Genomic DNA, 14,245 nt, shown 5'->3' with positions numbered 1-14,245 from the left:
GCCGCGCGTCACGCGTTGAAACCGCGTCCGCTCGCGGCGAGCTCGGCGATCGACGGCGCGATCTGCCACGCGTCGCCGTTCGCGCGCTGCGCGTAGCCGCGCATCGCGCGCTCGACGTTGTAGAGGCCGACCGTGTCCGCGTATAGCATCGGGCCGCCGCGCCAGAGCGGGAAGCCGTAGCCCGTCAGGTAGACCATGTCGATGTCGGACGCCTTCGACGCGATCTTCTCCTCGAGAATCTTCGCGCCTTCGTTGACGAGCGCGTAGACGAGCCGCTCGACGATCTCGTCGTCGCCGATCTTGCGCCGCTCGACGCCGCGCTCCTTCGAATACGCGACGACCATCTCGTCGACGAGCTTCGACGGCTTCGCGTTGCGCTCGCCCGGCACGTAGTCGTACCAGCCCGCGCCCGTCTTCTGGCCGAAGCGGCCCTGCTCGCAGAGGCGATCGGCGATCTTCGAGTAGTGCAGATCCGGCTGCTCGACGTAGCGGCGCTTGCGAATCGCCCAGCCGATGTCGTTGCCGGCCAGGTCGCTCATCCGGAACGGCCCCATCGCGAAGCCGAACTTCTCGATCGCGCGATCGACTTGCGCGGGCAGCGCGCCTTCCTCGAGCATGAAGAGCGCCTGGCGGATGTACTGCTCGATCATCCGGTTGCCGATGAAGCCGTCGCACACGCCGGACACGACCGCCGTCTTGCGGATCTTCTTCGCGAGCTGCATCACGGTCGCGAGCACGTCCTTCGCGGTCTTCTCGCCGCGCACGACTTCGAGCAGCTTCATCACGTTCGCCGGGCTGAAGAAGTGCATGCCGACGACGTCCTGCGGGCGCTTCGTGAATGCGGCGATCTTGTTCACGTCGAGCGTCGACGTGTTCGATGCGAGGATCGCGCCCGGCTTCGCGACTGCGTCGAGCCGCGCGAACACCTGCTCCTTCACGCCGAGCTCCTCGAACACCGCCTCGATCACGAGATCGGCGTCCTTCAGATCGTCGTACGACAGGGTCGGCCTGACGAGCGCCATCCGCGCGTCGAGCTTTTCCTGCGTGAGCTTGCCCTTCTTCACCTGCGCGTCGTAGTTCTTGCGGATCGTGGCCAGCCCGCGATCGAGCGCGTCCTGCTTCGTCTCGAGCAGCGTGACGGGCAGGCCCGTGTTGATGAAGTTCATCGTGATCCCGCCGCCCATCGTGCCCGCGCCGATCACCGCGACCGATTTGATCTCGCGCACGGGCGTGTCGGCCGGCACGTCGGGAATCTTGCTCGCCGCGCGCTCGCCGAAGAACGCATGGCGCAGCGCGCGGCTCTCGGGCGTCTGCACGAGCGCAATGAAGCAATCGCGCTCGAACGCGAGCCCCTTGTCGAAGCCTTGCAGCACGCCCGCCTCGATCGCGTCGACGCACTTGTGCGGCGCCGGATAATGCTGCGCCACCGCCTTCACGCTGTTGCGCGCGAACTGGATGAAGCCCGCCGCGTTTTCGTGAACGATCTCGCGGTCGCGCACGCGCGGGTGCGGGCCGCCTGCAGCACCCGCCTTGCGCGCGAACGCGACGGCCGAGTCGAGCAGATCGCCTTCGACGAGCGCGTCGAACAGGCCGCTCTTCGCGAGCTGCTCGGACGGCACGGGCGCGCCGGAGACGATCATGTTCAGCGCGGTCTCGAGACCGACCGCGCGCGGCAGGCGCTGCGTGCCGCCCGCACCCGGCAGGATGCCGAGCTTCACTTCGGGCAGCGCGATCTGCGCGCCGGGCGACGCGACGCGGTAATGCGCGCCGAGCGCGAGCTCGAGGCCGCCGCCCATCGCGACGCTGTGAATCGCGACGACGACGGGCTTGCCGCTCGCCTCGACGGCGTCGATCACGGTGTGCAGCGTCGGCTCCTGCAGCGCCTTCGGCGTGTTGAATTCGGTGATGTCCGCGCCGCCCGAAAACGCGCGGCCCGCGCCCGTGAGCACGATCGCCGCAACGGACGGGTCGCGCTGCGCGCGCTCGAGCCCTGCCATGACGCCGAGCCGCGTCGACAGGCCGAGGCCGTTGACGGGCGGATTGTTGAGCGTGATGACGGCGACGCCGTCGCGAGTCGTGTAGTCCACTGCCATCTGCCTGCCTCCATGCGTATGCGCGGCCGGTGCGGCGGCGCCAGCTGTGATGCGGTCATTGTCCGCCAACGGCCGGAAGGCCGCGCGGTCGATGCGCCATTTTCTGAGTGCCGAGAAACAGAGGCAGGATACCTCAAAAAAGAACGGTCGTTCAATTTAGTGACGACCCGCACCCCGACCGGCCGGCGCGGGCCGGCGGGCGGGTCGTCCGGCGCGCTTACGCGTCGACGGCCGTCGGCAGCACGTGGTGCCGGAACTGCTCGCGCAGCTTGAGCTTTTGCAGCTTGCCCGTCGCCGTGTGCGGCAGCGCGTCGACGAACGCGACATCGTCCGGAATCCACCATTTCGCGACCTTGCCGACGTAGAACGCGAGCAGCTCCTCGCGCGTCACGTCCATCCCGGCGCGCCTGACGACGACGAGAAGCGGCCGCTCGGTCCACTTCGGATGCGCGCATGCGATGCACGCGGCCTCGGCGACGGCCGGATGCGCGACCGCGACGTTCTCGACGTCGATCGAGCTGATCCACTCGCCGCCCGACTTGATCACGTCCTTGCTGCGGTCGGTGATCTGCAGGAAGCCGTCGGCGTCGATCGTCGCGACGTCGCCCGTCGGAAACCAGCCGTCGACGAGCGGCGACGCGTCGCCCCCGAAATAGCGGTCGATCACCCACGGCCCGCGCACCTGAAGATCGCCGAACGCGACGCCGTCCCACGGCAGCTCGCGGCCGTCCTCGCCGACGATCCGCATGTCGATCCCGTAGATCACCCGGCCCTGTTTCTCGAGCAGCCGCCGCTGCTCGTCGGCGCCGCGCTGCGACTGCGCCCAGTTGAGCTTGGACAGCGTGCCGAGCGGCGACAGCTCGGTCATCCCCCAAGCGTGGATCACCCGCACGTCGTAGTCGTCCTCGAACGCCTTCAGCATCGACGGCGGACACGCGGAGCCGCCGATCACCGTGCGCTCGAGCGTGGAGAAGCGCACGCCCGCCTCGCGCATGTACGCGAGCAGGCCGAGCCACACCGTCGGCACGCCCGCCGAGAACGTCACGCGCTCGGCCTCCATCAGCTCGTACAGCGACTTGCCGTCGAGATCCTTGCCCGGCAGCACAAGCTTCGCGCCCGTGAGCGCCGCCGTGTACGGCAGCCCCCACGCGTTGACGTGGAACATCGGCACGACGGGCAGCGCCGCGTCGAGCGACGACAGCCCCATCGCGTCGGGCAGCGCCGCGCCGTACGCATGCAGCACCGTCGAGCGATGCGAATAGAGCGCGCCCTTCGGGTGGCCCGTCGTGCCGGACGTGTAGCAGAGCGACGACGCCTGCCGCTCGTCGAGGAGCGGCCACGCGTAATCGCCGTTCTGCGCGCCGACGAGCGTTTCGTAGCAGAGATACGGCGTCGCGCCCTTCGGCAGGTGCGCGTCGTCCGTCATCGCGATCCAGCCCTTCACGTTCGGGCATTGCGGCGCGAGCTGGTCGACGAGCGGCGCGAAGGTCAGGTCGAACAGCACGTACTGGTCGTCGGCGTGATTGACGATGTACGCGATCTGCTCGGGAAAGAGGCGCGGATTGATCGTGTGGCAGACGGCGCCCATCCCGCTGATCCCGTAATACGCCTCGACGTGCCGGTAGCCGTTCCACGCGAGCGTTCCAATCCGGTCGCCCGCACCAGCGCCCAGGCGGATCAGCGCCTGCGCGAGCCGTTTGGAACGCGCTTCGCAATCGCGATAGGTATAGCGGTGAATGTCGCCCTCGACGCGTCGCGACACGATCTCGACGTCGCCCGCATGCCGCGCCGCATGCGCGATCAGCGACGACACGAGAAGCGGCATATCCATCATCTGGCCCAGCAACGGCTTACCCATCGTTTTCCTTCTCCCTGAATTATTTTTCCGATACGGTCTGCTGCGAACGGCTCGACGGCGTGCGGGCGGCTCCGAGCGCCCCGCGCGGCGCGGACTTACAATATCGGCTAACTTACAGATCAGCAATATGTCGTTTTCCACAAGCGAAGCCGCACCGGCCGCCCCTCTCCCCGATCTCGCCGCGACGCTCGCCGCGCCGCGCCGCGACGCGTTCGCACAGCTCGGCGGCGCCTTCCTGACCCGGCTGCCCGCCGCGCCGCTGCCCGCGCCGTACGTCGTCGGCTTCTCCGACGACGCGGCGCGCACGCTCGGCCTCGATCCCGCGCTGCGCGACGCGCCCGGCTTCGCCGAGCTGTTCTGCGGCAACCCGACGCGCGACTGGGCGCAGGCGTCGCTGCCGTACGCATCGGTCTACTCGGGCCACCAGTTCGGCGTGTGGGCGGGCCAGCTCGGCGACGGGCGCGCGCTCACGATCGGCGAGCTCGAGCACGACGGCCGCCGCTACGAGCTGCAACTGAAGGGCTCGGGCCGCACGCCGTATTCGCGCATGGGCGACGGCCGCGCGGTGCTGCGCTCGTCGATTCGCGAATTCCTGTGCTCGGAGGCGATGCACCATCTCGGCATTCCGACGACGCGCGCGCTCGCCGTGATCGGCTCGGACCAGCCGGTGATCCGCGAGGAAATCGAAACGTCGGCGGTCGTCACGCGCGTCGCGGAGAGCTTCGTGCGCTTCGGCCATTTCGAGCACTTCTTCGCGAACGACCGGCCCGACCTGCTGCGCGCGCTCGCCGATCACGTGATCGAGCGCTTCTATCCGTCGTGCCGCGACGCCGACGATCCGTATCTCGCGCTGCTCGCCGAAGCGACGCGGCGCACCGCCGAGCTCGTCGCGCAATGGCAGGCGGTCGGCTTCTGCCACGGTGTGATGAACACCGACAACATGTCGATCCTCGGCGTGACGATCGACTACGGTCCGTTCGGCTTCATCGACGCGTTCGACGCGAAGCACGTCTGCAACCACTCGGACACGCACGGCCGCTACGCGTACCGGATGCAGCCGCGCATCGCGCACTGGAACTGCTTCTGCCTCGCGCAGGCGCTCTTGCCGCTCTTCGGCCTCGAGCGCGACGCGCCGAACGAAGACGCGCGCGCCGAGCGTGCGGTCGAGGACGCGCACGCGGTGCTCGGCCGCTTTCCCGACCAGTTCGGCCCCGCGCTCGAGCGCGCGATGCGCGCGAAGCTCGGCCTCGAGCGCGAGCAAGAAGGCGACGCGGCGCTCGCGAACCAGTTGCTCGAGATCATGGATGCGAGCCATGCCGATTTCACGCTGACGTTCCGCCGCCTCGCGCGCGTGTCGAAGCACGACGCGAGCGGCGACGCGCCCGTGCGCGATCTCTTCATCGATCGCGACGCGTTCGACCGCTGGGCGAACCTCTACCGCGCGCGCCTGTCGGACGAAGCGCGCGACGACGCGCATCGCGCGGCCGCGATGAATCTCGCGAATCCGAAATACGTGCTGCGCAACCATCTCGCGGAAACGGCGATACGCCGCGCGAAGGAGAAGGATTTTTCAGAAGTCGAGCGCCTTGCGGCCGTGCTGCGCCGCCCATTCGACGAGCAGCCGGAGCACGACGCGTACGCGGCGCTGCCGCCCGACTGGGCGAGCGCGCTCGAAGTGAGCTGCTCGTCGTGACGCCGCCAAGCCGTGACGCCGCGTGCCGTGCGACGCCGCACGGCCGCCGCGGACGTCGCGCATGAATCCATCAGGAGAATCGAAGATGTCAGGAGATCGAGACGACAAGCGTTATCCGTATCAAAAGGATGACGCCGAGCTACGCCGCCGCCTCACGCCGCTGCAATACGAAGTCACGCAACATGCGGCGACCGAGCGGCCGCACACGGGCGAATACACGGATACCGAGGACGCGGGGATCTACCACTGCGTCGTCTGCGGCACCGCGCTCTTCGAATCGGGCGCGAAATATCATTCGGGCTGCGGCTGGCCGAGCTACTTCAAGCCGATCGACGGCGAGGTGATCGACGAGAAAATGGACTACACGCACGGAATGACGCGCGTCGAAGTGCGCTGCAACCAGTGCGGCGCGCATCTCGGCCACGTGTTCGAGGACGGCCCGCGCGACAAAACCGGATTGCGGTACTGCATCAACTCGGCTGCGTTAAACTTCGAGGCTAAACCCGAGCGGACATGAGCCCGCGCAGGCCGACGAGCCGGCCTGCGCGCACGCCGCGACGGGCGTCCCTACAACGGTGGCGGGCCCCATGCCCGCCACGCAGCCGCGAGCACCATGAAATTTCTGTTCGATCTGTTCCCGATCATTCTGTTCTTCGCCGCCTTCAAGCTGTGGGGCATTTTCACCGCGACGGCCGTCGCGATCGCCGCGACCCTCGCGCAGGTAGCCTGGGTCGCGTTCCGCCACCGGAAAGTCGACACGATGCTGTGGGTGAGCCTCGGCGTGATCGTCGTGTTCGGCGGCGCGACGCTCGTGCTGCATGACGAGAAGTTCATCCAGTGGAAGCCGACCGTCCTCTACTGGCTCTTCGCCGCCGGCCTCTGCGCCGCGCGCTATGTGTTCGGCAAGAACCTGATCGAGAAGATGATGGGCAAGCAGCTGACGCTGCCCGAACCGGTCTGGGACAAGCTGAACCTCGCCTGGGCCGCGTTCTTCGCGGCGCTCGGCGTGACGAACCTGTACGTCGTGCGCAATTTCACCGAATCACAGTGGGTCAACTTCAAGCTGTTCGGCACGACGGGCGCGATCGTCGTCTTCGTGATCCTGCAAAGCCTCTGGCTCGCGAAATACCTGAAGGACGAATGACGATGAGCGAGACCTTCCTCTACGCGACACCTGCCGAGCGCATCGCGCTCATCGAGGCGCGTCTATCCGCCGCGCTCGCGCCCGAATCGATCGACGTGCGCGACGACAGCGCGCAGCACGCGGGCCACGCGGGCGCCGCCTCGGGCGGCCACTACACGGTCACGATCGTGTCGGCCGCGTTCGCCGGCAAGAGCCGCGTCGCGCGGCACCGGCTGGTGTATGATGCGCTCGCCGATGCGATGCAACGCGGCATCCACGCGCTTGCGATCGTTGCGTACACGCCAGAAGAATATCCAGCGCCTTCCCGTTCTCAATAAGTCCGCCTCATTAGGAACTTCCCGATGATCCTGAAATTTCCCCGCCTGTGGGCCGCGGCAGCCGCTCTCGCGGCCGCTCCGGCTTTCGCCCAGAACATCGCCGTCGTGAACGGCACGCCGATTCCGAAGTCGCGCGCCGACGCGATGATCGCGCAGCTCGTCCAGCAAGGTCAGCAGGACACGCCGCAGCTGGAGCAGGCGGTGCGCCAGGAGCTCGTCAATCGCGAGATCCTGATGCAGGAGGCGATCAAGCGCGGCATTCCGAATCGTCCTGACGTGAAGGCGCAGATCGTCGTCGCGCAGCAGACCGCCGTGCTGCGCGCGCTGATCGAAGATTTCCTGAAGAAGAACCAGCCGAGCGACGCCGAACTGAAGGCACGCTACGACGAGCTCGTGAAAAACGCGGCCGGCCGCGAATATCACCTGCACCACATTCTCGTCGAAAACGAGCAACAGGCGAAGGACCTGATCGCGAAGATCAAGGGCGGCGCGAAGTTCGAGGATCTCGCGAAGCAATACTCGAAGGACCCGGGCTCGGCGAAGAACGGCGGCGATCTCGACTGGTCCGATCCGAAGGCGTACGTGCCGGAATTCGCGGCGGCCGCGCAGCAGTTGCAAAAAGGCCAGATGACGGATACGCCGGTGAAGACGCAGTTCGGCTGGCACATCATCCGCGTCGACGACATCCGCAGCATCACGCCGCCGCCGTTCGAGCAGGTCAAGCAGCAGATCGCGCAGCAGATGGTCCAGCAGAAGCTGCAGGCGTTCGAGGAAGGCCTGCGTCAGCAGGCGAAGATCCAGTAACGCCGCATCGCGCCGGATACGAGAAAGCCGCTCCTCGGAGCGGCTTTCTTTTTGTCCGCGCGAGAGCGCCGGATTGCCGAGCCGACGAGCGGCATGTGCGGCGCGCCCGCGCGCTCGCGTGCCGTTACGCGTAGAACGACGCGTGATACCGGACTTCGCCCGCCGGGCGCGGCATGGCGTCGTCGAACGACAACGCCGTCAGGTATTCGGGCGGCGCGTGCGGAAACGCGATGTCGCCCGCCGGCCCGAAGCCGAAGCGCGCGTAATAGGCGGGATCGCCCAGCACGACGCACCCGCGCGCGCCGATGCGCCGCAGCGCATCGAGGCCGGTGCGCACCAGTTTCGCGCCGATGCCCTGCCGCTGGCAGCCGGGCAGCACCGCAAGCGGCGCGAGCCCGTACCAGCCAGCGCGCCTCGCGCCGATCGTCACCGGCGAAAACGCGACGTGGCCGACGATGCGACGCTCGCGCTGCGCGACGAGCGATACGCTCAGGCACCCGTCCGCGCGCAGCGCATCGACGATGCGCCGCTCGAACTGTCCGCCGTGTGGCTCGCCCGCGAATGCGGCGGCGATCACGCCGGCGATCGCCTCGACGTCGGCCGCGCGCTCGTCGCGCGGCGTGACGGCGTGGCGGCGCCGGCCGGCTGCGGGCCGATCGTCATCGCGTCAGCCGAGCCAGCGGCGCGCGTTGCGGAACACGCGCAGCCACGGGCTCGCTTCGCCCCAGCCTTCCGGATGCCAGCTCATCGTCACCGTGCGATGGACGCGCTCCATGTGCGGCATCAGCACCGTGAAGCGGCCGTCCGCCGTCGTCACCGACGTGATGCCGGCAGGCGAGCCGTTCGGGTTGAACGGATAGCGCTCGGTCGCGTTGCCGCGATGATCGACGTAGCGCATCGCAATCGCGACGCGGCTTTGATCGCCCTGCTGCGAGAAATCAGCGAAGCCTTCGCCGTGCGCGACCGCAACCGGAATCCGCGAGCCCTCCATGCCGGCGAAGAAGATCGACGGCGAGCTTTGCACTTCGACGAACGAGAAGCGCGCCTCGAACTGCTCGGACTTGTTGCGCGTGAACTTCGGCCAAGCCTGTGCGCCCGGGATCATCGACGCGAGGCTCGACATCATCTGGCAGCCGTTGCAGATGCCGAGCGCAAACGTGTCGGGACGCGCGAAGAACGCGGCGAACATGTCGGCGAGCTTGTCGTTGAAGCGGATCGTCTTCGCCCAGCCCTCGCCCGCGCCCAGCACGTCGCCGTACGAGAAGCCGCCGCAGGCGACCGCGCCCGCGAAATCGGCGAGCGTCGCGCGGCCCGCGAGCAGATCGCTCATGTGAACGTCGTGCGCGTCGAAACCCGCGCGATCGAACGCGTACGCGGTTTCGAGATGCGAGTTCACGCCCTGCTCGCGCAGGATCGCGACGCGCGGACGCGCGCCCGTCGCGATGAACGGCGCGGCGACATCCTCCGCCGGATCGAACGTCAGCACGGGCGCGAGGCCCGGATCTTCGGCGTCGAGGATCGCGTCGTATTCGGCGTCCGCGCCGGCCGGATTGTCGCGCAGCCGCGCGATCCGCCAGCTCACTTCGGCCCACGCGCGCTGCAGCTCGACGCGCGGCGCTTCGTAGATCTTCTTCGCGTCGCGGTACACCTCGATCGCGTCGGTCTCGTTGACCGCGCCGATCACGTGCGAGCACGCGGACAGGCCGTGCTCGCGCAGCGCGCCGAGCACCGCGTCGCGGTCCGCCGCGCGCACCTGGACGACCGCGCCGAGCTCTTCGGAGAAGAGCGCGCGAATCGTGCGGTCCTCGCGGCGGCCGCTCGTCTGCTTCGCCCAGTCCTTCGCGTCGCCGTAGTCGGATTCGTGCTGCGCATCGAGCGTCAGCATGTCGACGTTCAGCGACACGCCCGCGTGCCCCGCGAACGCCATTTCGCAGACGGTCGCCCACAGGCCGCCGTCCGAGCGGTCGTGGTACGCGAGCAGCAGGCCCTGCGCGTTCAGCGCCTGGATCGCCGCGAAGAAGCGCTTCAGGTCTTGCGGATCGTCGACGTCGGGCGTCGCGTCGCCGACCTGCTGCGAGACCTGCGCGAGAATGCTGCCGCCGAGACGGTTCTTGCCGCGGCCGAGATCGATCGCGATCAGCGCGCTCGCGCCGACTTCCGCGACGCGGCGCAGTTGCGGCGTCAGATGGCGGCGCACGTCGTCGACGGGCGCGAACGCCGAGATGATCAGCGACACCGGCGCGACCACTTCCTTCGCGACGCCGCTCTCGTCCCACTTCGTCTTCATCGACAGCGAATCCTTGCCGACCGGAATGCCGATGCCGAGCGCGGGGCACAGCTCCATGCCGATCGCCTTCACGGTGTCGAAGAGCTTCGCGTCCTCGCCTTCGGTGCCGCACGCGGCCATCCAGTTCGCGGACAGCTTCAGCTTGTCGAGCGACGCGATCGGCGCGGCGGCGATGTTCGTGATCGCCTCGCCGACCGCCATCCGGCCGGACGCGGGCGCGTCGATCACGGCGAGCGGCGTGCGCTCGGCCATCGTCATCGCTTCGCCGCTGAAGCCCGCGTAGTCGAGCGCGGTGATCGCGCAATCGGCGACGGGCACCTGCCACGGGCCGACCATCTGGTCGCGCACCGACGTGCCGCCGACGGTCCGGTCGCCGATCGTGATGAGGAACGACTTGCTCGCGACGGTCGGGTGCTTCAGCACGTCGCGCGCGACGTCGGCAAGCGACATGCCCGTCACGTCGACGCCCGCGCGCTCGACGGCGACGCGCGCCACGTCGCGGTGCATGCGCGGCGGCTTGCCGAGCAGCACTTCCATCGGCATGTCGACCGGATATTCGGCCGCGCCCGCCGCCTCGTCGTCGACGAGTTGAAGCTGGCGCTCGTCGGTCGCGACGCCGACCACCGAGAACGGGCAGCGCTCGCGCGCGCAGATCGCCTCGAAGCGCGGCAGGTCCGCCGGCGCGATCGCCAGCACGTAGCGCTCCTGCGCCTCGTTCGACCAGATCTCGCGCGGCGACAGGCCCGACTCCTCGAGCGCGACCTTGCGCAGCTCGAAGCGCGCGCCCTTGCCCGCGCCGTCGACGATTTCGGGAAACGCGTTCGACAGGCCGCCCGCGCCGACGTCATGAATGCTGAGGATCGGGTTTTGATCGCCGAGCTGCCAGCAGCCGTTGATCACTTCCTGCGCGCGCCGCTCGATTTCCGGGTTGCCGCGCTGCACCGAATCGAAGTCGAGCTCGGCCGTGTTCGCGCCCGTGGCCATCGAGCTCGCCGCGCCGCCGCCCATGCCGATGCGCATGCCGGGGCCGCCGATCTGGATCAGCAGGGAGCCGGCCGGCACGTCGTGCTTGTGCGTGTGCTGGTCGGCGATGTTGCCGATGCCGCCCGCGATCATGATCGGCTTGTGATAGCCGCGCACCTGGCCGCCGACGTTCTGCTCGTACACGCGGAAGTAGCCGCCGAGGTTCGGGCGGCCGAATTCGTTGTTGAACGCGGCGCCGCCGAGCGGGCCGTCGATCATGATCGAAAGCGGCGACGCGATGCGGTCGGGGCGGCCGTACGGCGCATGCTGCTCGCTCGCGTCGCGCTCGCCGACGGGCTGCGCGGCGTCGCGTGCGTTTTCCCACGGCTGGCGTGCGCCCGGCAGGTCGAGGTTCGACACCGTGAAGCCCGCGAGGCCCGCCTTCGGACGCGCGCCGCGGCCCGTCGCGCCCTCGTCGCGAATCTCGCCGCCCGCGCCGGTCGCCGCGCCCGGGAACGGCGAGATCGCGGTCGGGTGGTTGTGCGTCTCGACCTTCATCAGCGTGTGCGTGAGCTCGGTGTGGCGGCCGTAGCGCTCGCCGGGCTCGCCGGCCGCGTTCGCGCCGCGCGGGAACCAGCGCTCCGCCCGCGCGCCCATCATGATCGACGAATTGTCCGAATACGCGACGATCGTGCCTTGCGGGCTCAGCTTCTCGGTGTTGCGGATCATCGCGAAGAGCGACATGTCCTGTTCTTGCCCGTCGATCGTCCACTGCGCGTTGAAGATCTTGTGGCGGCAGTGCTCGCTGTTCGCCTGCGCGAACATCATCAGCTCGACGTCGGTCGGGTTGCGCTCGAGCTTGCCGAACGCGTCGACGAGGTAGTCGATCTCGTCGTCGGCGAGCGCGAGGCCGAGTTCGACGTTCGCGCGCTCGAGCGCGCCGCGGCCCTGTGCGAGCACGTCGACCGTCGCGAGCGGCTTGGCCGGCAGCTCGTCGAACAGGTGCCGCGCGTCGTCGCGCGAGCCGACGACGCTTTCCGTCATCCGGTCGTGCAGCGCGGCCGCGACGGCCGCGCGCGCGTCGGCGGCGAGCGCCTTCTTCGCGCCGACGCCGAGGATGCCCGCCTTCAGGGTCACCGTGAACTCGATCCCGCGCTCGATCCGGCGCACGCGCGCGAGGCCGCAGTGCTGCGCGATGTCGGTCGCCTTGCTCGCCCACGGCGACACGGTGCCGAAGCGCGGCAGCACGACGAAGGTCTCGGTCGCGCCCTTCTCGGCGGCCGGCTCGAACGGCGCGCCGTAGTGCATCAGCGCGTCGATGCGCGCGTTGTCGTCCGCCGCGAGCGGCTCGTGCGCGTTGACGAAATGCAGATACTGGCCGCGGATCGCGACGATGTCGCCGTCGATTTGCTTGAGCGCGTCGAGCAGGCGGGTTTGACGGAAATCGGAAAGCGCCGAAGCACCGGGAAAACACGAGAAGTGAGCCATGGGCTGGACTGACGTCGATGAGTCGCGCAAGCTGGCGACGTGGGGCGTAAGGAAGGCCGTAATTATACCCGGAAGTCGACCGCCGAACGGCCGCTCGCATGCGCCGCGCGCGCCGGCCCGACGCCGCGGCGCGCGCATCGCGCCGGCCGGCGCGCGTCATTTGGCGCTATCATGCGCGCTTCACCGGGCCGGGCACGGCCTGCCACGCAAGATCCTCCATCGGGCCGGAAGCGGCGCCCGACATCGAATCGAACATGGATGTAATCGTCATCGGCGGCGGCGTCGCCGGCATCGCCACCGCCTACCAGCTGCGCGCGGCCGGCCATCGCGTGTGCGTCGTCGAGCGCCACGCGACGGTCGCGCAGGGCGCGACCTACGGCCAGGGCGGCACGCTGCTGCCGACGCCGCTCGACGTGTGGTTCGGCCCGACCTTCATGCGCGAGCGACGCGCGCAGAAGAGCGGCGTCGTCTACAAGCCGGGCTTGAACGGCGCGCTGCGGCGCTTCGCGAGCCGCCTCGACGCGCTGCGCGAGCCCGCCGCGTTCGCCGCGCAGTACGCGAAGCTGAAGCCGCTCGTCGAGCTCTCGCGCGACGCGATCGCCGACGTCGAGACGCGCTTTGGCCTCGAATTCGAGCAGAAGAGCGGCGTGCTGCACGTCGTGCGCGACGCGGCCGAATGGGAACACACGCAACCCGCGCTCGACCTGATGCGCGACCTCGGCCTGCCTTACGAAACGCTCACGCCCGACGCGTGCGCGGCGCTCGAGCCGTCGATGCCCGCCGAGCCCGCGTTCGCGGGCGGCGTGCTGTTCGCGCAGGAGCGCACCGCGAATTGCCCGCTGTTCGTGAAGCTCGTCAAGCAGGTGCTCGACGAGCACGACGTGCAGTTCCGGCTCGGCCGCGCGGCCGCGGCGATCCGCACCGACGCGAAGCGCGCGGCCGTCGAGCTCGCGCCCGATCCGGCCGATCCGCGCGCGGCGAAGGCGAAGGAAGTCGACGTGATCTCGGCCGACGCGATCGTCGTCGCCGCGGGCACGGAGAGCCTTTCGCTCGTCGAGCCGCTCGGCGTGCGCGCGCCGCTGCATCCGGTGCGCATCCACACGCTGACGGCGCCGCTCGCGTACGAGGAGCACGCGCCGCATCTGAGCATCGTCGACTCGGTCAAGCGGATCGCGATCACGCGGCTCGGCCAGCGGCTGCGGATTGGCGGCGCCGCCGTGCTGCAAAGCGCGAAGGACACCGCGCGGCCGCTGCCCGAGCCGCTCTCCGAGACCGCGCTCGCGCTCCTCGGCCAGGCGACGCACGATTGGCTGCCCGGCATCGCGAAAATCTCCGCCGCGCGCGCGTGGCAGGGCGCGAAGCTGTTGTCGCCGGACGGCCTGCCCGTCGTCGGGCCGACCGCCGACCCGCGGGTCTTCGTCAATTTCGGCCACGGCCCGGCGGGCTGGGGCCTTGCGTTCGGGTCTGCTAAAGTGGTGGCAGATGACGTCGGCGGCGGCGCGCACCGCGTGCCCGCCGACACGCTCGCCGCGCTGCGCGCGGAGCGCTTTGCCACCTGACGCCGTTGCCGCCGCGCGCGGGGCGGCGCGTGATCGCGA

Annotated in this window: 9 protein-coding genes and 1 pseudogene; 6 read left to right on the top strand and 4 right to left on the bottom strand. The window is 69.1% G+C overall.

The genetic code is table 11. From position 1 onward, the window contains the following. Positions 1-8 precede the first annotated feature (8 nt). Both WS78_RS08325 and WS78_RS08320 read right to left on the bottom strand, forming a co-directional pair. Positions 9-2,093 carry a 3-hydroxyacyl-CoA dehydrogenase NAD-binding domain-containing protein gene (locus WS78_RS08325; RefSeq protein ID WP_059580717.1) on the bottom strand — a complete coding sequence of 695 codons (2,085 nt, stop codon included), beginning with the start codon at positions 2,091-2,093 and terminating at the stop codon, positions 9-11. A gap of 217 nt (positions 2,094-2,310) precedes the next feature. Then, positions 2,311-3,951 carry a 3-(methylthio)propionyl-CoA ligase gene (locus WS78_RS08320; protein WP_038744621.1) on the bottom strand — a complete coding sequence of 547 codons (1,641 nt, stop codon included), beginning with the start codon at positions 3,949-3,951 and terminating at the stop codon, positions 2,311-2,313. Positions 3,952-4,078: 127 nt separating this feature from the next. On the opposite strand from WS78_RS08320, the gene WS78_RS08315 reads away from it, so the two are divergent. The 5 genes from WS78_RS08315 (at position 4,079) to WS78_RS08295 (ending at position 7,909) form a co-directional block, all read left to right on the top strand. Next, positions 4,079-5,644 (top strand): protein adenylyltransferase SelO, encoded by a 1,566-nt coding sequence (locus tag WS78_RS08315; RefSeq protein ID WP_038744622.1) that lies wholly within the window; start codon positions 4,079-4,081, stop codon positions 5,642-5,644. 85 nt (positions 5,645-5,729) lie between these two features. Further along, on the top strand, positions 5,730-6,161 hold the full coding sequence (gene msrB, locus WS78_RS08310) for a peptide-methionine (R)-S-oxide reductase MsrB (protein WP_038744624.1): 432 nt from the start codon (positions 5,730-5,732) through the stop codon (positions 6,159-6,161). Positions 6,162-6,257: 96 nt separating this feature from the next. Then, positions 6,258-6,788 (top strand): septation protein A, encoded by a 531-nt coding sequence (locus tag WS78_RS08305; protein ID WP_038744625.1) that lies wholly within the window; start codon positions 6,258-6,260, stop codon positions 6,786-6,788. Next, a complete protein-coding gene (locus tag WS78_RS08300; RefSeq protein ID WP_081989352.1) occupies positions 6,785-7,105 on the top strand; it encodes a BolA family protein in 321 nt (106 codons plus the stop codon). The genes WS78_RS08305 and WS78_RS08300 overlap by 4 nt, the downstream gene beginning before the upstream one ends. Before the next feature lie 24 nt (positions 7,106-7,129). Beyond that, complete coding sequence (locus tag WS78_RS08295) at positions 7,130-7,909, top strand: peptidylprolyl isomerase (protein WP_038744626.1); 780 nt, start codon at positions 7,130-7,132, stop codon at positions 7,907-7,909. Positions 7,910-8,033: 124 nt separating this feature from the next. Here the strand turns inward: WS78_RS08295 and WS78_RS08290 are convergent. Together WS78_RS08290 and purL are read right to left on the bottom strand one after the other, a co-directional pair. Next, positions 8,034-8,537, bottom strand: a pseudogene (locus tag WS78_RS08290) (GNAT family N-acetyltransferase); the annotation flags it as partial. Between the two features lie 39 nt (positions 8,538-8,576). Then, a complete protein-coding gene (purL, locus tag WS78_RS08285) occupies positions 8,577-12,647 on the bottom strand; it encodes a phosphoribosylformylglycinamidine synthase (protein WP_059580713.1) in 4,071 nt (1,356 codons plus the stop codon). A gap of 254 nt (positions 12,648-12,901) precedes the next feature. Here purL and WS78_RS08275 point away from each other — a divergent pair, with 254 nt between their 5' ends. Continuing rightward, entirely contained in the window at positions 12,902-14,206 is a 1,305-nt protein-coding gene (locus tag WS78_RS08275; protein WP_059580891.1) for an FAD-dependent oxidoreductase, read from the top strand. The last annotated feature ends 39 nt before the right edge of the window (positions 14,207-14,245 follow it).

Source organism: Burkholderia savannae (assembly GCF_001524445.2).
Taxonomy (GTDB): domain Bacteria; phylum Pseudomonadota; class Gammaproteobacteria; order Burkholderiales; family Burkholderiaceae; genus Burkholderia; species Burkholderia savannae.
Note: the sequence above shows the minus strand (reverse complement) of the source record. Positions and strands in the feature narration are given on the sequence as shown.